The 21,950-nt window shown below is 47.3% G+C and carries 21 protein-coding genes; 2 read left to right on the forward strand and 19 right to left on the reverse strand.

Features of this window, described 5'->3' with window-relative positions:
- Positions 1–26: 26 nt before the first annotated feature.
- Positions 27–1,817 (reverse strand): FAD-dependent oxidoreductase, encoded by a 1,791-nt coding sequence (locus DESLBE_RS04190; RefSeq protein ID WP_144675228.1) that lies wholly within the window; start codon positions 1,815–1,817, stop codon positions 27–29.
- Between the two features lie 268 nt (positions 1,818–2,085).
- Between DESLBE_RS04190 and DESLBE_RS04195 the strand changes: the two genes are divergently transcribed.
- Positions 2,086–2,697, forward strand: coding sequence for a TetR/AcrR family transcriptional regulator (locus DESLBE_RS04195; protein WP_005816608.1), 612 nt, complete (start codon positions 2,086–2,088; stop codon positions 2,695–2,697).
- Between the two features lie 80 nt (positions 2,698–2,777).
- Here the strand turns inward: DESLBE_RS04195 and DESLBE_RS04200 are convergent, their stop codons facing one another.
- Both DESLBE_RS04200 and DESLBE_RS04205 read right to left on the reverse strand, forming a co-directional pair.
- Positions 2,778–3,176 (reverse strand): GtrA family protein, encoded by a 399-nt coding sequence (locus DESLBE_RS04200; protein WP_018212863.1) that lies wholly within the window; start codon positions 3,174–3,176, stop codon positions 2,778–2,780.
- Positions 3,173–4,120, reverse strand: a complete 948-nt coding sequence (locus DESLBE_RS04205) for a glycosyltransferase family 2 protein (RefSeq protein WP_018212864.1) — start codon at positions 4,118–4,120, stop codon at positions 3,173–3,175. Before DESLBE_RS04205 ends, DESLBE_RS04200 begins: the two co-directional genes overlap by 4 nt.
- 107 nt (positions 4,121–4,227) lie before the next feature.
- Between DESLBE_RS04205 and DESLBE_RS04210 the strand changes: the two genes are divergently transcribed.
- Positions 4,228–6,015: a DUF6056 family protein gene (locus tag DESLBE_RS04210; RefSeq protein ID WP_282433877.1), complete on the forward strand. Its 1,788-nt coding sequence runs from the start codon at positions 4,228–4,230 to the stop codon at positions 6,013–6,015.
- Positions 6,016–6,019: 4 nt separating this feature from the next.
- Here DESLBE_RS04210 and DESLBE_RS04215 read toward each other — a convergent pair whose 3' ends face one another.
- The 16 genes from DESLBE_RS04215 to thiC all read right to left on the reverse strand — a co-directional run bounded on the left by DESLBE_RS04215 (position 6,020) and on the right by thiC (position 21,872).
- Positions 6,020–6,943 carry a J domain-containing protein gene (locus DESLBE_RS04215; RefSeq protein WP_144675230.1) on the reverse strand — a complete coding sequence of 308 codons (924 nt, stop codon included), beginning with the start codon at positions 6,941–6,943 and terminating at the stop codon, positions 6,020–6,022.
- Between the two features lie 254 nt (positions 6,944–7,197).
- A complete protein-coding gene (locus tag DESLBE_RS04220; protein ID WP_338009699.1) occupies positions 7,198–8,106 on the reverse strand; it encodes a PhzF family isomerase in 909 nt (302 codons plus the stop codon).
- Positions 8,107–8,233: 127 nt separating this feature from the next.
- Positions 8,234–9,124: an N-acetyltransferase gene (locus tag DESLBE_RS04225; RefSeq protein ID WP_243131224.1), complete on the reverse strand. Its 891-nt coding sequence runs from the start codon at positions 9,122–9,124 to the stop codon at positions 8,234–8,236.
- Positions 9,125–9,149: 25 nt separating this feature from the next.
- Positions 9,150–9,623, reverse strand: coding sequence for a DUF456 family protein (locus tag DESLBE_RS04230; RefSeq protein ID WP_018212869.1), 474 nt, complete (start codon positions 9,621–9,623; stop codon positions 9,150–9,152).
- An 86-nt stretch (positions 9,624–9,709) separates the two neighbouring features.
- Entirely contained in the window at positions 9,710–10,831 is a 1,122-nt protein-coding gene (locus DESLBE_RS04235) for an ATP-dependent 6-phosphofructokinase (protein ID WP_144675232.1), read from the reverse strand.
- Between the two features lie 32 nt (positions 10,832–10,863).
- Positions 10,864–12,606, reverse strand: a complete 1,743-nt coding sequence (locus tag DESLBE_RS04240; RefSeq protein ID WP_144675234.1) for an ABC transporter ATP-binding protein — start codon at positions 12,604–12,606, stop codon at positions 10,864–10,866.
- 156 nt (positions 12,607–12,762) lie between these two features.
- Positions 12,763–13,557: an alpha/beta hydrolase gene (locus tag DESLBE_RS04245; RefSeq protein WP_144675236.1), complete on the reverse strand. Its 795-nt coding sequence runs from the start codon at positions 13,555–13,557 to the stop codon at positions 12,763–12,765.
- 61 nt (positions 13,558–13,618) lie between these two features.
- Entirely contained in the window at positions 13,619–14,854 is a 1,236-nt protein-coding gene (locus DESLBE_RS04250) for an MFS transporter (protein WP_144675238.1), read from the reverse strand.
- Positions 14,855–15,288: 434 nt separating this feature from the next.
- The gene (locus tag DESLBE_RS04260; protein ID WP_144675240.1) at positions 15,289–15,648 is read right to left on the reverse strand and encodes a hypothetical protein; all 360 of its coding nucleotides are present in this window, start codon (positions 15,646–15,648) and stop codon (positions 15,289–15,291) included.
- A gap of 272 nt (positions 15,649–15,920) precedes the next feature.
- Positions 15,921–16,817 (reverse strand): MerR family transcriptional regulator, encoded by an 897-nt coding sequence (locus DESLBE_RS04265; protein WP_011459671.1) that lies wholly within the window; start codon positions 16,815–16,817, stop codon positions 15,921–15,923.
- 120 nt (positions 16,818–16,937) lie between these two features.
- A complete protein-coding gene (locus DESLBE_RS04270; protein ID WP_144675242.1) occupies positions 16,938–17,189 on the reverse strand; it encodes a M23 family metallopeptidase in 252 nt (83 codons plus the stop codon).
- Between the two features lie 408 nt (positions 17,190–17,597).
- Positions 17,598–18,386, reverse strand: a complete 789-nt coding sequence (thiD, locus tag DESLBE_RS04280; RefSeq protein ID WP_144675244.1) for a bifunctional hydroxymethylpyrimidine kinase/phosphomethylpyrimidine kinase — start codon at positions 18,384–18,386, stop codon at positions 17,598–17,600.
- Positions 18,383–19,048: an MtnX-like HAD-IB family phosphatase gene (locus tag DESLBE_RS04285; RefSeq protein ID WP_144675246.1), complete on the reverse strand. Its 666-nt coding sequence runs from the start codon at positions 19,046–19,048 to the stop codon at positions 18,383–18,385. The genes thiD and DESLBE_RS04285 overlap by 4 nt, the downstream gene beginning before the upstream one ends.
- Complete coding sequence (gene thiE / locus DESLBE_RS04290; RefSeq protein ID WP_005816649.1) at positions 19,036–19,659, reverse strand: thiamine phosphate synthase; 624 nt, start codon at positions 19,657–19,659, stop codon at positions 19,036–19,038. The genes DESLBE_RS04285 and thiE overlap by 13 nt, the downstream gene beginning before the upstream one ends.
- On the reverse strand, positions 19,650–20,453 hold the full coding sequence (gene thiM, locus DESLBE_RS04295; protein WP_144675248.1) for a hydroxyethylthiazole kinase: 804 nt from the start codon (positions 20,451–20,453) through the stop codon (positions 19,650–19,652). Before thiM ends, thiE begins: the two co-directional genes overlap by 10 nt.
- A 120-nt stretch (positions 20,454–20,573) precedes the next feature.
- Entirely contained in the window at positions 20,574–21,872 is a 1,299-nt protein-coding gene (thiC, locus tag DESLBE_RS04300) for a phosphomethylpyrimidine synthase ThiC (RefSeq protein WP_144675250.1), read from the reverse strand.
- Between the last annotated feature and the right edge of the window lie 78 nt (positions 21,873–21,950).

A 21,950-nucleotide genomic window follows, 5' to 3' on the forward strand; every position in this document is an offset into this window, starting at 1 on the left:
CCCTCATCCCTTTGATTATTTTAAGCTTATGACCACGGGGTCTGTCCGGCGGCATTCTTGCCTGCCACCCGTCCGCAGACGATACATTCGGTCAAATTGCCGCCGGCTTGATAAGTAAACTTAAAGACTGAAGATATTTCACCGGCTGTGTAAAGCCTTGGTATGGGCTTGGCATTCCAATCAAGGGCCTCCCGCTTGGCATTGGCATCAATACCACCCTTAGTGTTTGGTCCTCCCGGATACAGCTTCATAGCATAGAAAGGCGGTTTCTCAACGGGACCCATGGTGGCAGGAGTTCTGCCAAAGTCTTTATCTACACCGGCAGCACAGTATTCATTAAATTTCTTCACATTGTCGATCAGAGTTTGCGTATCAATAAGCTCACGGTTTTCCGGATCGGCTTTGATCTTGGCCGCTAATTCTTCAAGGGTATCGGCTTTAAGGATCCAGCCCCGTTGGATGGCATCTAAATTATCCTTACTCCAAGGCAGGAAGCCATAACCCACGGTTGAGCCGCTGGTTCCTACCACCGGACTGGAGGTTCTGCGGGTTTCATCAAAGATGATCCAGCTGGGAATCCGGGGGTAGTTCATGGTTAAGAGATCATAATGGACAGCTTCTTTATAGAATTGATAACGATAGGGTCGTGTGGAATCGGTGATGATGTGTTCATCAGTATAGCGCTTGCCGAAGTTATCGACGATGACACTGTTCTTCGAAGAGGTTACGCTGGTGTTGGAACCCATTTTGAGGCCTTTTTCATCCCAATTTTTCCCGTGGGGGAAGGCTGACTCAATCCGGGAGGCTGCTTTAGCCACTTTGACCAGACCGGCGCCCACCAGGATAGCCATTTCAATGCCGTCACCCGTATTATCCGGTGATCCGTAAAATCCCCACCCTGTTACTCCGGGACCTTCCAGGAAAGCTCTGCGCATGGGGAGATTATATTCATATCCGCCACTGGACAGCACGACTGCCCTTTTCGCCTTAACTTTGATTTCCTTATCGCCTTGGGTAGCGATAACCCCACGGATTTCACCGTTCTCCCCTTGAATTAACCTTTTGGCCGGGGTACTGAATAAAATCTGAATTTCCGGACGTTTTCCTTTGATTCCCTCTTCGACAAGGGCCCAATAGAATGCTTCCCCTGCGGATTTCTGCTCTTTGGGCTGCTCATAAGCCGGGACATTGGCATCAGCATTCTGAAAATCCTTATAGCGGGTATTAATGGTTTTGCCGTATTTGGCTTCCTTAAACTTCGGGAACATCGGGAAGGAGGCCTCCCCTCCGGGTGCCATGCCGGCGGGATCGAGGTCAGGAGCCTGGGTCATCAGGAAGTTTTCTACATCCATAATACCGTCGGCAAACATTTCCGCCATTTCAGCGGATACATGTTCCTGCTCGCCTTCGTTCTTCCAAGGAATATTTTCCCCGCTCATCATAGCTTTGATATACTCAACCCGGGCTCCCCTATCGCCCATTGGATCAGGGTTATGCCATACGCCGCCGCTCATTCTCGTATTGGGGTAATGGGTCTTTTCTGACTGCTTTTCGATAACGAGAACTTTGGCTCCGGCATCGTGAGCTTCAATGGCTGCCGAGGCACCTGCGCCCCCCAGACCAATGATGACAACATCGGCTTCATAATCCCAGGTTTGCTCAACCGGAGGCGGAGCCTCCGCCTTGGCGGCACTGTCTGAACAACCGGCTAACAGACCGGTGCCGAGAACAGCTCCTCCGGCCAAAATACCGGTATTGCGCAAAAAATCTCTCCGGGATAAATTTTTTTCTTCAGTAGCCGTTTTTTTCTCAACCATGGTTTTTCTCTCCTTTTCCTTTTCGGTTTAGTTCCATCTTAAACCCCATTCTTTAAGACATCACCTCCACTCGGCATCTTAATGTGTTAGTGATAATAATCTCTCGAATTATCATTAATTTACAATTGAGTATAATTTTATATGATTATCCTTCAAAAACCCAAATACTATGTTATAATAGTAACAAGCTCACCTGCCAAATAGAAGTTACAGATTGCTTAAAGTGTCTCAAGTTTCCCGTAGAAATCATAATAAGGAGCAACAAGTGATGCAAGAGTACCATGAAGTACAGTGGCGCATTTTTCACACTCTTGGTTGTCTTCTCGAAAAAACCAACCTTGATTCTATTAGCACTAAACAGCTCTGCGAAGAGAGCCATGTATCCCGTCAGACGTTTTACCGCTATTTTCACGATAAGTATTCTGTTGTTAACTGGCATTTTGATCTTTTAGCTGAAGATACTCTCCTGCAAATCGGCCGTACCCTGACCTGGCTGCAAGCCCATATTAAATTATTTGCCGAACTGTATAAAGAACGCTCCGTGTATGTTTATGCCGCCCATTCTGAGGACTACAATGCCATCGGCAAATATGCCTATCGCCGCTCAAGGGACATCTATACCGGAACGCTGACTAACTACATAAAGCTTTCACCCACGAAAGCCTTGCTTTTTCAAATTGATGCGGCAGCCTTGCTTACCTCACAATGTATGTTTATCTGGGGGGAGAAAGGTATGAGAGAGCCCCCTGAGGAGTTGGCGGCCTTGATGGATACTGTCCTTCCACCGGAGCTGAAGGGAATTTTCGATCATAACCTGCCCTCACCTGGTCTTTCACATAATCCTTTGACAAAAATAGAAATGTGCCAAAGAGCCCATTGATAATCCCATAACAGCAAAAGCAGCACCGGCAGTTCATGAACAGCTTTTGAACTCATCGGTGCTTTTTTAAATCTTCTTTCTTAAGTAAAAATCACTTTCCTATAGAGTGCAAAATTCCAAAGTGTTGCCGCGGCCATCATCATAAATTTAGCCCAAAAGTCGCTCACTCCCCAGCTCACCAAAAGTGCGATCAGCCAAGTGGTAAAAACCATATTGAACAGGATCAGGGAGATATATAAGACAAAACTGCGGCTTACCCTGGTACTGCTGCGAAAGGACCAATTCCGGTTCATTAAGAAATTGACTCCCGTGGCAATTCCCATGGCGAGAATATTTGCCGATGCCAGATCGAAACCGACGCCCCGCCGTAAGCCAAGGAATAGGAGCAGTTCCAAAAGGGCTGTGGAACCGCCGACAATGATGTATTTGAAAAATATGATATTCCCCTCCCCAGCCTCAGTCCGGAAATTCCAGTTCACTGGATTTTTCTGCGGATCGTTTTGAGCACACTTTTTTTCTGTTCGGAGATGATATAGCGGGGTCTTCCTTTGACTTCATCATAGATTTTTGAGATATAGATGCCGATAATGCCAAGACTGATCATGACACAACTGCCGATGCCCAGGATCAGAATGATCACTGTGGTAAACCCTGTAAAGGCCTGACCGCTGAACTTCATATACAGAGTCTGCCCTACTAGGACCACATCGAAAAGCAGCAGCCCGATCCCCAGTCCGGTGATGATTTGCAAAGGCATGGCACTGAAGGAAGTAATGGAATCAATAGCCAGCTTAAACAAGCTGGGCAAGGACCACTTGGATTGCCCTTCCCTTCGCTCCTGAACCGGAAAAGGAATCTGGATTCGTTTATACCCCAGCCAAGCCGACATGCCGCGGAAAAAGGTATCCTTTTCTTTAAGGGTTTTCCAAGTCTCCACTACTTTCTGGTCTAAGAGTTTAAAATCCGAGGCATTGGTTAGATTAATGCCAGTAGCTTTATTAAACAGTCTGTAATAGGTCAAGGCGGCTATTTTTCCCCACATCGTTTCCCTGCCCCGGGTGGCTTTGATTCCTTCAACCACTTCATACCCTTCATCCCGCCAGAGGCGGATCATTTCCGGAATGTATTCAGGAGGGTGCTGAAGATCCGCATCAAGGATCACACAGGCATCTCCTGTGGCGGTCTCCAGTCCGGCACATAAAGCAGCCTCTTTGCCAAAGTTCCTGCTGAATTTGAGAAGGAGTACATTATTAAAATCCTCGGCTAATCGCTGCAGCTCTGACCATGAACCATCCGTTGAGCCATCGTCAATGATGATCAGCTGATGCTTGATCTTGGCACCTAATAAAATTGAACGGATTCTTTGGACATTGACATAGATTTGCTTTTCCTCGTTGTATACAGGTAGGATGATGGAAATCAATGAACTGCCCCCAAAATTATCGTATTGAGCAGGTCGAAAATTGCCCTAATTAAATTATTGACGCATTGCTTGCTTTTTTAAACAATTCCTTTAATTGGAGTGATACTTTGGTTAAGAATCTACGTGCTTATTGGCAAGCCAGAGCCAGTTTATTAAGGAGGGAGTGGCTGATTCTCCTTGTTTTCCTTTTCGCTATGCTCTGGATTCATCGTTACATTTTCCTTTATGCTGATGATTTATACTACAGCCGGGATGCTCAATACGGGCTGGATTACCTTCCCGAAGCTCTTCTGGATGAACTGAACTCCAATGGGCGGGTCTGGATCGGCGGCGCAATGGTTCTGGCCCTTAAACCCCAGATAGAGTTTTTCCGCATTCTCAATCCTCTTATCTTGATGCTGACAGTCTATATCCTGGCCAAAATGGCTGCTTTCTCCTACTCCTCGCGCCAGGAAAAAAAGGGCAATCCTGCTTTGGGGCTTGCCCTGCTCTGTGCTTCCTTGTTCTTTCTCTTGTTGCCTCTGAAGATTGCCCATACGACCATTTATTATGCTGCCTGTGCCTTTAATTATCTCTATCCCATGGCTCTTGTTCTGGCATATGCCTATCTGCTCTACACCCGGATAAGTTCCGGGAGTAGAGGTGAAAAAGTTTTGCTGCTGATTCTGGCCTTTTTTGTCGGCTCCTCCACGCAGCAGGCGGGAATGATCGGCATCGGCTTTACAATAATGATCTCTCTCTATCTTTCTTTGATCCGCAGAAAGTTACCCTTCAGAACCTTTCTTCCCCTCTATGGAGTCATGTTATTAGGATATACACTGATCATCTATGGCTCTTTAAAGCGTTTGCTCTGGGAGAAGACGGCCGGTAATGAGGTTGTGCTTATGGACGTCATAACCGAGATGATCAAGACGAATATTTTCTCTTTACCTGCGGCTCCTTTCGTGCTGCTCATCAGCCTTAGCTGTATTTTTTGGCTTGTTCTCTTTTCCCGTCCCGGCTCCCTGGCCGATGATTGTCCTGCCATAGCGGCAACCCTCTCCTCTTCGGAATGGTCAAGAGCGGCTGCACCTGAATTTGAGGACGGCAGACCTCTGGGCCGAAAACAACGCCTGTTTAATCGGGCCTTTGCTGTTCTTCTCGGTGTGGCTCTCATAGGGTATATATACTTTCTTCTGTACGAAAATATCTCCTTTGAACTTACTCATGAGAATCTTCGTTCCTTTTCTGGGTTAAGCGTAATCGCTTTTGTTTTTCTCTACCTTTCTGCCTTAGTCTATCTATCTGTGGTCCTGCTGATGAAAAAGAACGCCCCTTTCCTGTTTTTCAACACCATTAATGCCCTGGGGGCCCAGATCATGCTGATCGTTGTGGATGCGCGTTTTGCGGCAGCCTATAAGGTCATGTTTCCCTCTTTGCTCCTCTTAAGTGTCTTTATCTTTTATTCAGTCCTTGCTTTTCGTCAGAATATCCTTTATTTAGCTTTGGCTTGCTTTTTGGTTGCTTTAAGTCTTCAGCAAAAAGTCCTTATCCTTGTCGGCGTTGTGTGCCTTGGACTATCCCTCATTCATTGCCTCTACTCGATTTATCGTGAAAGGGAGTCTCAGCGCAGGCTAAAACTTATGCAAACCAGTCTGGGTGTATTTTTCTGCTTTATCTCGGTCCTGGTTTTTGGCGCTACCCTCCAGGGCTACTATCAAGCATCCATCCCGCAGAATTATAATCTGGAGGCCATCAAAGAATACCACGAGGCAGAAAAAAAAGGAGGCCTCCTCCTGAAAAAGGTGCCTCCAAGTTATTATGGTTATGGTCTGGGGAATTGGAATGATATGCCCTACTTTATGAAAGAATGCTATGGCATTAAAGAGGATACGCCCATAGATTATATCGACTGAGCAGCTACTTTGACAAATCCTTTAGCTTTTCAAACAAGCTCTTCATTTCCGGGCTGATCGAGGTCGGGTTGATGATTCGTACTTTGATATAGAGGTCTCCCCGGGTCCCCTTACGATCGATATATCCTTTGCCAGCGATGCGAATCTTACTATCCGTCTGTATTCCTGGGGGTATTCTGACTTTGATGGTGGAATCCAGGGTTTTCACGGTTACTTCCGATCCTAAAGCAGCATCCCAAGGGAGCACATCCACTGTGGTGGTAAGATTAATTCCTTCCTGAACATAGTTTCTATGGGGATGTAAACGAATAGTGAGATATAAATCCCCGTTTTCTCCGCCGTTAATCCCTTGCTCACCTTGTCCTTTAAGCCGGATCTTTTCTCCTTCGTTAATCCCCTTGGGAATTTTCACAGAGAGACTTTTCTGTCCATTCCTGCCTCTTAGAGAGAGCTGTTTTTCCGCGCCATGAAAGCCTTCTTCCAAGGTGATGTGCAGATCCGACTCAATATCCTCCCCGGGATAGGCAAATTGGGAACGTGCTCCCCGGGTGCGGGGACCTTTTTGACCAAAGAGGCCGTCCAAACCGCCTTCGCCAAAAAAGAGGTTGAAGAAATCGCTGTAATCACCTGCTCCGGCAGTCTTAAATTCAAACTGGCCATTCCCGAACCCAAATTGGGAGGGGTCAAAATTATAGCCGTTATGGTAGTTGAATTCATTGCCAAAGTTGTCGTATTTCTCCCGTTTTTCAGGATCCCCCAGAACTTCGTAGGCTTCATTGATCTCCTTATACTTTTCCTCAGCTTCCTTGTTGCCCGGATTAATGTCCGGGTGATATTTTTTGGTCAGGCCTCGATAGGCCTTTTTGATTTCCTCAAGGGTCGCCTTTTTATCTATACCGAGAATTTGATAATAATCCTTATATTGCAAGGGACATCCCCTCCCTTCATCTCCTAGTTTTATAGTTTCTTTCCCTGGGTATTCATCAACAGGGTTCAATCCATAATATGGTGAGGAGAGGAACTGTGCATCCCCTCTTACCGTATCTATTCTTGACCTTCTTTGACATTAGTATAACTTTTTCACCCAAAAATTTCAATATTAATTTGACCAAATCTGACCTTTGACTTTGACGATGTTTTGCACTTTGACCATTTTTAAAATCCGGACGCAGCTGGCCTGCCTTAAATCTCAATCTCAGTTGAAAAAGCAACGACCGCCTCCCCTGTTATCTGAACAAGTACGGGTTTATTGTTTTCTTTCTTCACATGTACACGCATAGTTCCATCTCTTTGAATTGCCTCACCCTGCATTATTGTAAACTCAAAGGCATCACTGCTTTCCAGATTCCTGCAAATTCCATAATGAACCAAATAAATGCCAAGGGGTCCATTGGCATTTCCAGTAACCGGATCTTCTGCGACGCCAATTGCAGGGGCGAACATTCTTCCGTGAACCAAAACTTCATCTTGAGGATTCAGCGTAAATACATAATAACCGTTGCATCCGATTTCCTCGCTTATGGCGGACAGCTTGGCAAGATTCGGCTGCAGACTATGCAGTTGACTATTGGATTTGAGCCCGACCATTACCTTGGCGTGACCAGCGGAGGCGATAGCTACCGGGCAATGTTCATGGAGATCACAAACGCTTATCCCCAGGGCATCTGCAATCCATTCGACCACTTCAGAACGAAACGGTTTTCCGACCTCGGGAGTTCCCTGTGTCATCACAATAGAATAATTGCTATTCTCCTGAATAATGTCAACAGGCAAAATTCCCGCTTTAGTCTTCTGCATCACTCGTCCTGAAACGGCGTCTCCTTCAACTGCCCGGACATAATGTGCAGCAATCGTTGCATGCCCACAAAGAGGAACCTCCGTTGTCGGCGTAAAGAACCTTACTTCCACATCATAGTCCGGTGATGTGGATGAAAAAATAAAAGCTGTCTCTGAGTTGTTTAATTCTCGGGCAATTCTCTGCATCTGTTCTTCCGTTAGTCCATCAGCATTGGGGACAACGCCGGCCGGATTTCCGTGAAATCTTTGCCGTGTAAATGAATCGACCTGATAGATTCTATATTTTTTCATAATGATCAGTCACCTTTCGCTCGCTTAAGGCATAAAACATAATGGAATACTTTGGCTTTGAACGAATTTTTTATGTAACATAATCCAAACCCTTCGCCAGCAGATTTTACCTGTTGATGAAGGGTTTGGATTATGTGCGTTTAGACATAATAGTGAGATCCAAACGGGCCTTCCACTCGTTTTGGGCCCAAAAGGCAACCCCTTTTTCATTCTCCCGAAAAACAAAGATGTGACATTTATCGATACCTTCAGCCTTGAGGTTTTCCAGGCTTATATCAACCAACCGCTTGCCAATTCCCTGCAAGCGCCGGTCACTTCTGACCGCCAGGTGATGGAGATAGCCACGGCGGCTGTCATGTCCGCATAACACAGCACCCAGGATTTCCCCATCCTTTTCCGCAACTGAGCTCAGGTACGGGTTTCTAGCCAGGAAACGCCTGATGTTCTCCCGGGAATCCGCCTCACTGAGTCCAATTCCCTCGGTGCTTTGCCAAAGTTCGATGACTGCATCATAATCTTCAATGACTAAAGCTCTGATGGCTGCCGGTTTGGATTCTCCAGACTTCACGCTATCCCCCGCCTGCTTCCATGCCTTATTGATCACAATTTCCCCGGTTTCCGTTTGAAGTTCTTCATTGGTTTTTCTGAACCCATGCTTTCTATAAAAACCTCTGGCAGCAGAATTTTTGCTGTAGACCCCCACGGTAAGGTGTCCTTTTTCTTCCTGAGCCCGTTGGATGAGCTGGGTACCCGCACCCTTTCCCTGCTGGGAAGGTTCAACAAATAATCCACCTATATATTGGTCAAGCAAAGAGATAAAGCCAATCACCTTGCCCTCTTCCTCTGCGACCCAAGTCTCAGCCAGGGGAAGGTATTGATCCCTTATCGTCGTTTTTTCCGCTTCCCATATCTCTTTAGGGATGAAATCATGGGCTATGATGCTGGCTTTATACCAGATTTCAACGATTGAATCCCTGTCCTTTGGTTCAAACTTTCTAATCTTTATAGTACATTTTTTCACTGTCCATACATTCCTATCATGGCCCTTAAATTTTGATAAAGAAGTAAACGATCATGAGGATTTCCACACCAAGCTTGATGATTGTTCCTCCCAAAAGACCTATCAGAGTGCCAAAGCCTACGCGAATGGCTTGGCTGAGCTCTGTTTTGCGCAGCAATTCCGCCCCCACCGCGCCCAAAAAAGGGCCGACAAGGATGCCCAGGGGACCAAAAAAGAGTCCCACGATCATCCCAACGGCTGCTCCCCAGCCCGCTTGTTTGCTTCCCCCGAAATGACGTGTTCCTGCGGCGGTAGCCAGGTAATCCACCAGAAAAATAAAGGCAAACACCAGGCCCTGAATAAGGTAAAAGTTAAAATCCAGGGTGGCGAATTCCGTCATCAGCCCATAAATCAACATACCGCCGTAGATAAGAACAGCCCCCGGCAAAATAGGAAGAACAGTGCCCAATAAACCTATGATAAACAGCAGAACAGCAATGATCAATGCCACTGTGGTCAATCCAATTCCTCCCTCAAACTACCCGCATGGAACGAGACTTCTTCGTGATAAAATCATCTGAATCTGAATCTGAATCTGAATTAGCTTCAATCCCCGAATTCGATCCCCATGCTGCGGGCGGCATTTAAGACAGGATCGTCAGGTTCCACCTGCTTCAGCTTATGAACGGCTTCTGCCATAGGCACTCTGACGATGTCTTGCCCCTGCAGGGCGACCATCATGCCAAAATCACCAGCCAAAGCGGCTTCAACGGCAGCTACCCCATAGCGTGTGGACAGCACCCGATCCACAGCGATGGGAGAACCTCCCCGCTGCAAATGCCCCAGCACAGTCACCCTGGTCTCCATATCGGTGACCGTCTCTAAATCCGCCGCCAGCTTTGCTCCGATTCCTCCTAATTTAATAGGATCTGTTCTCCCTGACATAGTGCGTTCCACAACCATGTCTCCGCCCAGGGGTTTAGCCCCTTCAGCCACCACAATGATGCTGAAGTGCTTGCCTAAACGGGCCCGTCTCTGGACAGCTTCAGCGATACTCTCCGGCTGATAAGGAATTTCCGGGATTAAGATGACATCCGCTCCCCCTGCCACTCCGGCATAGAGGGCGATCCAACCGGCGTAGCGTCCCATGACCTCTAAGATCATAATGCGATGGTGGGATTCGGCTGTGGTGTGGAGCCGGTCCAAAGCGTCCTGGGCAGTAGCCACAGCAGTCTGAAAGCCAAAGGTCAAATCCGTGCACATCAGATCATTATCGATGGTTTTGGGAACACCCACCACCTTAAGCCCTTGCTTGGCAAATTCCCAAGCAATACTTAAGCTCCCATCACCCCCAATCGCAATCAGGGCATCAATTCCTTCCGCTTTAAACCTGTCCAGCACTTCAGCGGAACGATCCTGAACCTGCCGTTCTTCTCCGACTTGTGTAGGATAGGCAAAGGGATTATCCCGGTTGGTGGTGCCCAGAATCGTTCCTCCCCGGGGTAAGATCCCGGAGACATCCTTAAGCTCTAAGGGACGGAAATCCCCTTCCACAGCTCCCCGAAAACCATCTTGAATTCCCACCACCGCTATACCGCGATGACAAGCTGTTTTTACAGCGGCACGAATCACCGCATTCAACCCCGGGCAGTCTCCGCCCCCGGTCAAGATCGCCAGCTTCCTGATTTCAGATTGACCATCCCGCTGCTCTCCTTTGATCGGTTCCATCTTATGTTCCCCACTCTCTTCTTTTTTCAGGTTTATCCTTCCAGTCCTTCAAATTGCATTCTATAGTAATGGGCATATATGCCCTCTGTTTCCAGGAGCTCTTGATGATTTCCTCTTTCTTTAATGCCCTCATCAGTGATCACGATAATTTCATCGGCATTGCGAATGGTGCTCAGACGGTGGGCGATCACAATCGTGGTCCGGTTCTGGGCCAGCTCCTCCAGAGATTTTTGAATATAGCGCTCACTCTCATTGTCCAAGGCTGAAGTGGCTTCATCCAGAATCAATATGGGAGGATTCTTCAGGAAAACCCGGGCAATGGACAGGCGCTGTTTCTGACCGCCGGAAAGCCGTACTCCCCGCTCACCCACATAGGTGTCATACCCCTCTTCAAGAGAGGTGATAAACTCATGGATATTGGCCTTTTTCGCTGCCTCAATGATTTCTTCATCGGTGGCTCCCGCTTTGCCATAGGCGATATTTTGCTTAATGCTGCCATCAAACAGATAGACATCCTGCTGGACCACCCCAATGGCATTGCGCAGGGAGGCCAGGGTTACCTTGCGGATATCCTGACCATCGATGGTGATGGTTCCCGAAGTCACTTCGTAAAACCTTGGCAGCAAGGAGCAGAGAGTGGTTTTGCCGCCGCCGGAGGGACCTACCAAAGCGATAGTTTCCCCGGCTTTGATCTTCAGGCTGACCTGATTGAGAACATGGGATTCTTCCTCATCATAGCCGAAAGAGACACTCTGATACTCAATATCCCCTTTGACCTGGGCTAAAGGTTTTGCCCCAGGTTCATCTTTAATATCCGGATGGGTCTCCAGAACCTCGACAAAACGCTTAAAGCCTGCATAACCCTTTTGGAATTGTTCCGTAAAGTTGATCAACACATCAATGGGATTAATGAAGATATTGATGTAAAGAATATACACCGCCAGATCAGAAGGTCTTAAAGTCCCATTGGCAATATGAATGCCCCCTGTGACGACCACTACGATGTAGAGCAGCCCTTCAAAGAAAGAGTTCCAGGCGTGGAACCCGCCCATGACCTTATAGGCTCCTGTTTTTGATTCCAGGAAAGCCTCATTGCTGTGGGCAAATTTCTTCTTCTCGATCCCTTCATTGGCAAAGGATTGGACCACACGGATTCCTGCCAGACTATCTTGAACACTGGAATTCACCTTGGCGATTTTGACACGGTTATCACTGAAGATAGGCTGCATCACTTTATTCTTATAGAGGCTGAAAACAATAATCACCAGGGTTACAATCGAAAGGGCCAGCGTCATTTGCACATTCAGGGTCATTAAAATCACAAAGGAGCCGACAATCTTTAAAATCGATATAAAGAGATTCTCCGGTCCGTGGTGTGCTAACTCGGAGATATCAAATAAATCCGCAACCAGCCGGGACATAAGCTCCCCCGTATTGCGTTTGTCATAATAGGAAAAGGATAATTTCTGCAGATGGGTAAACAGATCCCGCCGCATATCCGTTTCCATTTTGGCACCCATGATATGTCCGTAGGAAACGATAAAATACTGACAAAAATACTTAATGATGTACATAGTCAGCAGGGCTATACCTACCACCATGATTGTGTTCAGAATAGCTTCCCGCCCCTGGATAAATACACGGTTGATTAAATAGCTCAGAATCATGGGAAAGGATAAATCAATAGCGGATACGATGATCGCACACAGCATATCCGTGTAAAAAAGCAGACGGTAGGGTTTGTAGTAACTGATAAAACGCTTTAAAATATTCACTTCGAACTCCACTCTTTCTGGTCATAGTCATCATATCTTGGCAAAAATCCTGGTACAGATCGCCTGGCCTGGCGATAAACCGCCAAAACCTTTGGCATAATTATCCTAGCACAAAAACCTCCAATTACCAATGATACATAATATCATTCCGAAATTTTATATGTAGTTCAATCTTTTCAGAAATTCTTTCACTAAGCGGTTGTATTCCCCAGGCTGGCACAGGTTCGTCGGATCAAGGGCATGAGAAACGATTGCCAGGGAGGACTGGGGAATCTCCTTCATAGCACTCTTCATCCAGCCTACCCCTACTTTATTTTCCTCTCCGACAATTCCCAAGGCAGGGCAGCTCACTTGCTTAAGATAGGGAGTAAACTTAATTCGATTCATCGCCAAAAGCTGAAGCAGAAATTCTGTCCGGCGCATGCCCCGGACAAAGTTCACCACATGGTCCCGGGCATAAGGCCATGGTTTGTATTGATGTCTCATCATCGCAATCAGTACAGGCTTGGGGAGGTAAACACCCCATAGCCCTAAATATTCCACCAACATAAGCAGGGCTTCCCTGAAACTGCTTATTCGGGTATCCCCCAGAGCATCCCCAATGATCAACCCGGAAACCTTCTCCGGATAACGCAGCACAAAATTAAAGCAGAAAACACCCCCATAGGATGTACCCGCCAAAACAGTTTGCTCTATGCCTAATTGCTCCATTAAGGCCGCCAGATCCCGGCACTGGATGTCCAGGATTTTGTGGATAGGGCCGGTGAGCTTGCTGGAGCGGGCATTGCCCCGCAGCTCCGGGCAAATGACCCGGTGAGTCCGGCTGAAAAACTCAATCTGCGGGTCATGAAAGCTCAGGTCAGCCCCCAGTCCATGAATAAAGACCAGGGGCTTACCTGTTCCACGATCCAAGTAATGTAGCTTTCCATCGGCGAGAGTTGCATTTGGCATTGGCTTACCTCATTCAACAAATAGGATCGATTTTATGAATAGGATTTACTTTAGGGAGAATTCAGGCTGTCTTATCTTCTTGCCGATCCAAATTCCGCAATCCAGGCATGAGGGCTGGCAGCACGGCGATTCCCGTGATCAGTATTCCCGAGATAAGAAACCAACGATTCACTCCTAGTGTATCCGCAAACAAAGCGGATAACACCAAGCCGAGAGGCATAGCCACGGAAACAACGCTGCCTAATAAAGCGAAGACTCGTCCCAGATATTCCGGGCTGATCTTTTCTTGAAATAAAGCCGTTTGTACTCCGCTATAAAAGGGGGCGGAAAAGCCCATGAGAGTCGAGCACAAAACAAAGACTGCAAAGCCCTTCACCGGCAACACTCCTGATACAATGAGACTGACTCCCATCAGCAAAATGGATGCGGCAAGGCTCAGCACACGGTTCTTGAAGCCTCCCCAGACTCCCAGGACCAGTCCCCCCACCAGCATCCCTGCCGCAAAGACGATCTCCACGAGGGAAGCGTGGTAGGTGGTTCCGCCAAAATATTTCATACTCATCAGGGGAAATAAGGCATTGATGGGCATGAAGAAGAGCATATACAAGGCCCCCACCCATAAAAGGGCAAACAAGCCCTTATTTGAGCGAAGCGCTGAATACCCCTCTTTCATCTCCAGCATTAGATTTCCCTGAGCTGCGCTCTCCCCGGCCTCTAACCTGGGAATAAACACAAACGCTGTAAGGATGCTGGCCAAAACAGCTCCCCCCACATCCACCAGGATGATGGAGTTAAGATCCCAGACAGCATAGAGCAGAGCAGCCAGGGCGGGTCCCAGTATATAGCTGGCGGACTGAATGGACTGAGTATAGCCGGCACATTTTGTCAATTGATCCTCCGGAACCAAAAGCGGTGTCACCGCATTCAGAGCCGGAGAATGAAAGGCGGTACCTACACTGCGCAGGAACAAAACAACCATAATCAGCCACACGGGCAGTTCCACGGCCAGGGAGGCCAGGGCCAGCATCAGGCCTACGGCGGCAATCAGAAGGTCGGCGCCGATCATGACATATTTACGATGATAGCGATCGACCAACACCCCGATGAAAGGCCCTAAAATCGCCTGAGGCAGAAATCCCACCAAAGTCGCTATGGACAGAACCATAGCTGAGCCGGTCTCTTCGGTAAGGTGCCAAATGATGGCCATTTGCAGGACCGCGCTGGTGATCAGGGATACGGCCTGACCTGCCCACAGGGTATAGAAGCTGCGCTGCCAGTGTTCAGTTTTTATAAGCATAGTCTTTCTCCTTTTAACTCATAGCTTTTTAATTCCTAGCTTGAACTCAACCTTTCTTCCTGGACAAACAAAAAACAGACCTCCGTCCAAAATCGGACTTCAGTCTGCAGGCTTCACCGCGCTATAAAGACACCATCAGAAAATCGGCAAACTCCTGGGAGTTTCCCTTTCCTTTACCATGTCCTCATTCGCCGATAAGCACAACAAAAAGAGCCCCATTCTGGAATGGGATCGTGTCTTTTGCCGCTTACTTACCGAATACGAACGGAATACAACATGGTTCAGGTATCCTCCTTTTAATCAACAGTACCTTTTGTTGCAAAGTATGTTTTATTATAACATCAAGGAATTGTTTGCTCAATAGAAATTTGAGCAAACAATTCCTTGATGACACAAGGCCTCCGGGAAAAAAGCGATGCTCTCGTCAGCCAACCTCATCTTCGCAGCTCTTTGGAGGATAAATTATGTAAGTATTCTTCAACAACCAGTTCTGTATTTTCAGAAATAGATTTTGTGCCATCAATATGTATGACAGGACACACAAGAGTTTTTGCCCATTGCTCAATTCTTGATAGAAGCCGTGATGCCACAAAGTCAACAAACTTTAAGTGCTGCTCGTACATATCACCGCCTTCACAGATACGTTCTCCATGCTGTTCATAAGCTCTTTGTTTTATGCGTTCAACACGAGTTTCAAGTGGTGCTGATATAAATACAGCAAAGTTATACCTCGATGAAATTTCCTCACCAAAATCACCAACGACGGAAGAAACAACAAATGAACCACTTTTCACAACCTACCGAAAATTTCCGGTTTATCTACATGATAAATAAACTTTGACTCCATAATATCGTTAAAGAAAAGACATAGCAATTCCTTGGTGAAAAGCTATGTCTTTTTTGTAAAGATGGTGGAAAAAGGATTTCTTATCTTTCACCAGAGCGAGCGCCAAGTTATCAAAATAAATCAGATTCTTCGCAGGTATTCCAATGATATGACTACTGCTTTGGACCAAAAGAACATCCGCATTTATGATTGCCCTAAAAAACAATCATAAACCTTATATTAGTTTAATTCATACATATCCTTTGCTTTTGGAAACTTTTTTAGCATAATGTCATTTGCGGCTTCAACTTTTTTAAGGTACTCGGCATAAGCGGGACTGAGTATTTTCATGTTAGCTATTAAAACTTCCTGATAGCCACTTTCTTTTTGAAAATTCAACATATACCTTTGAAATTTGCCTGCTTCGGAATTTTGATACTCATCAGAACTTTTAAATTCAATATACTGTTCAATTTCTTCCCGATTGCGTTCTAAGTAACCGTCTGTATCAGCAAGCATTTCATGCATTTTTCCGTTTGTTTCTTCCTCAATCTTTGCCGCATCTATCTTTTCACTGGCATTGAAAAGCGCCTCCAGAAATTCAGAAAGTTCCGCAGGCAAATACAGATCCACACGATCAAGATACTGTACAATAGCATCATAGGCATATTTTTTTTCATCCGTGTCAATTGTTCCATTCAAGAATCTGCCAAAATGCATAGATACATAAAGGCCATAGTTTCCGGGGAAAGCAAAAACCAATTTTTCTTTTATGGTGTATAAGTACTCATCAAGCGTTTGCAGATAGTCAAATTCACGATTTATATCGTAATTAGCAATCAGGCTATCCATACACTTTTGTATATCATTCAAACGCTGCATACGTAATTCCGTGATATATTTGCACTTGGCTAAAGCCGCGGGTTTATTTGAGCTGGTTAGTATCTCTGCAATATCGGCAATGCTGACGCCACATTTTCTAAGCACGGAGATCTCTTTCAGTACAGCTATATCAGCATCGCTGTAATCCCTGTATCCGTTTTCGAGTATCTGCGGATGTATCAGGTTTTTAGATTCGTAATATTCTATTGCTTTTTTGGTTAGCTTGCACTTCTCACAAACTTCTTTAATCTGCATAATCTTTCCTCCTAACACAATTCTAATTGCTCTCAAAATTATCTTAAGCCAGCCCCCAAGGGGGTAGTCAAGTGTTTTCTGATATTTGTTTGTGAGTGCAATAAAACGATACTTTCTGTTTTATGATTTGGTTTTATTCTCCACCGCTAATCCGCGGGCAATATAACAATTATCAATATCCTCATAATTTGGTGCCTGACATGGGTCTGATCGTTCGCAATTCGGTATTGGAGATTTTCTTATCGATGTAAACCGTATCGACAATCCTATGGAAGAATAAAAATTCTTTGTGTTCTGTACTTGAAAATGGAGATGCGGCTCACTTGTGTTGCCTGAATTACCGCAGCGGGCGATTGTATCACCACGCCGCACCTGCTGTCCGACCTGAACAGCGGCGCTACTCCTGAATGTTTTTCCTTGTAGGTTTGAGTCCTATCAGAGTGAAGCTATACCCCAATAAATCTACGAAAAAAGAACTTCCACTTTTCATCGTGGAAGCCCTCGAAAGGCTTGGATTTACTGGCTTTGTAAGCAATAAATCTTTTTTGCCTTTTGTTTTTGATGGAGCTAGCGGGACTCGACCCTGCGTCCTCTTATATATGCAGCAAATATCCAGATCTTGAAGATTCGATTGCTCCACCCGGCTTGTGGCGTGAAACACTTGAAGCACAATCCCCAAAGAAGCAGGGCGTATATAAAATCGTAATCGATTCCGAATTTGGAGCAAGTTTAGTATGGAAGTCCGCTATACCAAAAAGAAACCCATATAATCTTACCAGTTTACCGACAAGTCATCCGATAAAAATGATGAACCGGCCCCACCCCATGGCCTAAGGGAAAGGCCTGTTCGATAGCGCCAAAAAGATACTCTTTTGCTTTTTGAACCGTTGTTTGCAGATCATAGCCCAAGGCTAAATGGGCCGCAATGGCTGAGGAAAGGGTGCATCCGGTGCCATGGGTATGCTTTTGGTTTAAATGGGGCGCCTTAAACCAGGAAAAATCCTCTCCGTCAAAAAGGAGATCGTTGGCAGCATCTTTTAAATGTCCTCCTTTAATGAGCACACTCTCCGGACCCAACCGGTGGAGCTCCTGGGCCGCAAACTCCATTCCCTCTTCGTCGAGGGCCTCTATGCCCAGCAGACAGCAAGCTTCGGGCAGGTTGGGCGTAACCACCCGGGCCAGGGGGAGCAGTTCCCGCTTCAGGGTTTCCACAGCCTCCGGCTTGAGAAGAGCGTAACCGCTCTTCGAGATCATTACCGGATCGACCACAATATTGGGAGCCTTCCATTCTTTCAGAGATAAGGCGATTTGTGTGATGATCTCCGGGTTGGAGACCATGCCTATTTTTACCCCATGGACCGGGATATCCTTGAAAACCGCGTCGATTTGAGCTTTGACCATATCCCGGCCTATCTCGGCCACCTCATCCACCCCCAGGGTATTCTGAGCGGTCACCGCGGTTATGACGCTCATCCCATAGACCCCTAAGGCGGAAAAAGTCTTCAAGTCCGCTTGGATTCCCGCCCCGCCGCTGGAGTCGGAACCGGCAATGGTTAAAAGATTTTTCAAGTCCCTTCCTCCTCTTCCCTTCCCCAATGTTCAACTGTCTGGAGAATATCCTGAAACGATTCGAATAGCCGGGCTTCTTTGCCTACCTCCTGGCAGTGCTGATAGAGCCTGCTCCTGGCAAAGACCTTATCCGCCCTTTCCGCCGGGCAAAAATCGGAAGTCCCATCTCCGATATAGACGGATCGGCAACCGGGTTTAAGCAATTTTTCCATCAGCTGCAGTTTGCAGACCCCGCATAGATCACATTCGCCGGAGCTGTAGGGGGTTTCTACGTCAAGTTGGGGAGCAAACAGCAATGTGTTGGCATAGTAAGGCAGGTTCAATCCCTCTCTTTGCAAGAGGTACTCAATATAGAAATCATATCCGTCGCTGAGAATGATGAGGGGAAATCCTCTCTGTTCACAAAAAGCGGCAAAATCTAAAAATCCGGGATCGAACACCGCCTGCCCGATAAGCTGGCGAAAAACTTCCGGGTCATTGCTGTTAAACAGCTTAAAGGTCCGGCGGGCGCACTCCAGGGTGGAAAGCTCTTTTCTTTCCCAAAGTTCATTAATCTCCCGCCATCCTTCCCCGGCCAAGGTTTCAACGAGGACTGCACACATATCCTGAGTGACGATGGTGCCGTCAAAATCCACGAAGAAAATCCTGTTCAATTCCTCCATAAATCCATCAACCCCTTGGCGGCGGCGCAAGGATCTTCCTGGCTTAGAATGGCTGAGATCACCGAAACTCCATCAATCCCCGTCTCTTTCACCGCCCTGAGGTTTGCTGCTCCGATGCCGCCGATGCCAACAACGGGAAGACTAACGCCGGCTTTGATTTCCTTAAGCTTTGCTAAGCCGATGGCTTCTGCAGCATCCTTTTTGCTTCCCGTAGGAAATACCGGACCGGCCCCCAGATAATCCGCCCCCATTCTCTCTCCCTGGAGCGCTTCTTCCAGACTGGAAACAGAATAGCCGAGGATTTTGTCAGGGCCGATTATATTCCGGACTTTGGCCAGGGGCAGATCCTGTTGGCCCACATGCACCCCGTCGGCATCCAGGGCCAAGGCCAGGTCCACCCGATCATTGATGATCAGGGGTACTCCGAATTCCGCCGCCAGCTCTTTTACTTTCACCCCAATGTCATAAAACTCCCGGGAATTTGTCTCTTTCTCCCGCAGTTGGAGCAATGTCACCCCACCCTCCAGAGCTTTTCTTATGGATAATAAAAAATCTTTCGGCCCGACCAGGATTCGATCCGTGACCAGGTAAAGGCTATAATCTACAGCCATTGCACCCGCCCCCTTTTCTCGATCAGTGCCTCATCCACCAGGCTGAGCTGGTCGATAAGGTGAGCCCGGAATGTTCCCGGCAATTCCCCGCCGGAGGTCTCCTGAGCCAATTCTCCCGCCAGAGACATGGTCAGCAAAGCGGCAACCGTTGCTCCGAAGGCGTCTTCATAAGCTCCGCAGAAACCGGCCACCAAGGCCCCGGCCATGCAGCCGGCTCCCGTGATCCGGGTCAGCATCTCCGTGCCATTTTCGATCAAGCAGGCTCTTTGTTCATCGGCAACGATATCCACTTTCCCGGTGGCCGCCACGACGCAGCCATAAGCTCTGGCCAGGCTTTGACAAGCTTCCAGGCCATCATTCCCTTCATCCAGGGAATCCACTCCTCTGACCCGGGCTGCCAATCCGGCCAAAGCCTTGATCTCGCCCAAATTCCCTTTGATTACCGTAAAGCGGCCAAAATGCCCCAGCCTTTCAATCGTTGCTTTTTTACGGGGAATGGCTCCGCAGGCTACCGGATCAAGGATCACCGGAATCCCTTTTAAGGTTGCTCCCCGGATGGCCAGATAAGCTGCCATTTCCTGTTCCTTGGTTAAGGTTCCTAAGTTAAGATACAGGGAGCTGGCAAGCTGGCTGAACTCGAACACTTCATCCGCTGCTTCGCACATAGCCGGTGATGCTCCCACAGCCAGCAAACTATTGGCGCAGTCGTTGACCGTCACCACATTGGTAATGGCATGGACCAGGGGGGTTTTTTGTTTGAGGGCTTGAAGAGCTTCTGTTAATTTTTCTTTCATGATCCTATCCCTTCTTTTCCTTTAAAATTTTATCATTTAATTCCCGTAAAATTAATTCCCGTTAAATTGATTTCCTAAGTTTGAGAGCTTTTTGTCTTACCTAAGTAAGATCAGCGTTTTTTAGCAGCCTTTAAAAGGTGTCCCCATATAGTCGCTGATTAATTGATAGGCGCAGAATTTTCCGCACATGGTGCAGCGCTCCTGGCTGTCTTCATTTTTGGCTTTTCGCATTCGCCCCGCTTTTTCCGGATCAATGGACAGCTGGATTTGTTTTGGCCAATCCAAGGCTTTGCGGGCTTTGGCCATTTCCAGATCCCATTCCCAGGCTCCTTTAATGCCTTTAACCAGATCGGCTGCATGAGCTGCGATGCGGGCAGCGATCACCCCTTCTTTGACATCCTCCTCCGTAGGCAAACCAAGATGCTCCGCAGGGGTGACATAGCAGAGGAAGTCCGCACCGCTGGAAGCTGCGATAGCTCCGCCAATAGCTGATGTAATATGATCATATCCCGGAGCCACATCGGTGACCAAAGGGCCTAAGACATAGAAAGGAGCATTATGGCAGAGGGTTTTTGCCAACTGCATATTCGTTTCAATCTGATGGAGAGGAACATGTCCAGGGCCTTCGACCATAACCTGCACCCCTGCTTCCTGAGCCCGTTTGACTAAGCTTCCCAGAGTGATCAGTTCTTTAATTTGGGGGCCGTCTGTGGCGTCGGCTAAGCAACCTGGCCGGAGGCCATCTCCCAGACTCAGAGTAACATCATAGTGCAAAGCGATGTTTAACAGGCGGTCGTACTGCTCGAAAAGGGGGTTTTGTCGCTGATGATGCAGCATCCAGGCGGTAATAAAGGACCCTCCCCGAGAGACGATATCCATCACCCGTCCCTGTTCCCGGAGTTCCTGAATGACCTCTAAGGTTACGCCACAGTGAACCGTGATAAAATCAGCTCCGTCCCGGCAGTGTTTCTCGATCCCGGCGAAGATTTCGTCATCCGTCATTTCCACTAAGCCCCGGCCGGCCTTGTGAGTATCCACCATAACCTGGTATAAAGGCACCGTTCCCACCATGACCGGACTATCCTGGATAATCCTGCTTCTGATCTCATCAATATCTCCGCCTGTACTTAAATCCATGATGGAATGGACACCGGCCGCCACAGCAATCTCCAGTTTGCTCAGCTCAGGGGCTAGCTCCGGATAGGCATCGGAGGTTCCGATGTTGGCGTTCACTTTCGTAGACAGACCCTTGCCGACTGCCATGGGACGAAGTCCCTGATGGTTGATGTTGCAGGGTAAAACCGCTTCCCCTATGGCGATCTTCTGCCTCAGTTCCTCCCCGGTAATTCCCTCCAATTCAGCTGCTTGGACCATTTCCGGAGTAATGATTCCTTTTCTTGCTTCTTGCAGTTGAGTCAATGAAACCACACCTTCCTTAATATAAATAAAGATATAAAAAAAGGCGGATATAAAAAATACAGACCGGGTAGGTCTGTA

Origin of the sequence: Desulfitobacterium sp. LBE (assembly GCF_007830365.1) — a bacterium.
In the GTDB taxonomy this organism is placed as follows: Bacteria; Bacillota; Desulfitobacteriia; order Desulfitobacteriales; family Desulfitobacteriaceae; genus Desulfitobacterium; species Desulfitobacterium hafniense.

Excerpts from the sequence above, each read along its gene's own strand:
- thiE (WP_005816649.1), bottom strand. The coding sequence starts at position 19,659 with ATGGCTGTAGATTATAGCCTTTACCTGGTCACGGATCGAATCCTGGTC.
- DESLBE_RS04250 (WP_144675238.1), bottom strand. The coding sequence starts at position 14,854 with ATGCTTATAAAAACTGAACACTGGCAGCGCAGCTTCTATACCCTGTGG.
- DESLBE_RS04285 (WP_144675246.1), bottom strand. The coding sequence starts at position 19,048 with ATGGAGGAATTGAACAGGATTTTCTTCGTGGATTTTGACGGCACCATC.
- DESLBE_RS04235 (WP_144675232.1), bottom strand. The coding sequence starts at position 10,831 with ATGGAACCGATCAAAGGAGAGCAGCGGGATGGTCAATCTGAAATCAGG.
- DESLBE_RS04265 (WP_011459671.1), bottom strand. The coding sequence starts at position 16,817 with ATGCAGATTAAAGAAGTTTGTGAGAAGTGCAAGCTAACCAAAAAAGCA.
- thiM (WP_144675248.1), bottom strand. The coding sequence starts at position 20,453 with ATGAAAGAAAAATTAACAGAAGCTCTTCAAGCCCTCAAACAAAAAACC.
- DESLBE_RS04195 (WP_005816608.1), top strand. The coding sequence starts at position 2,086 with ATGCAAGAGTACCATGAAGTACAGTGGCGCATTTTTCACACTCTTGGT.
- DESLBE_RS04190 (WP_144675228.1), bottom strand. The coding sequence starts at position 1,817 with ATGGTTGAGAAAAAAACGGCTACTGAAGAAAAAAATTTATCCCGGAGA.
- DESLBE_RS04245 (WP_144675236.1), bottom strand. The coding sequence starts at position 13,557 with ATGCCAAATGCAACTCTCGCCGATGGAAAGCTACATTACTTGGATCGT.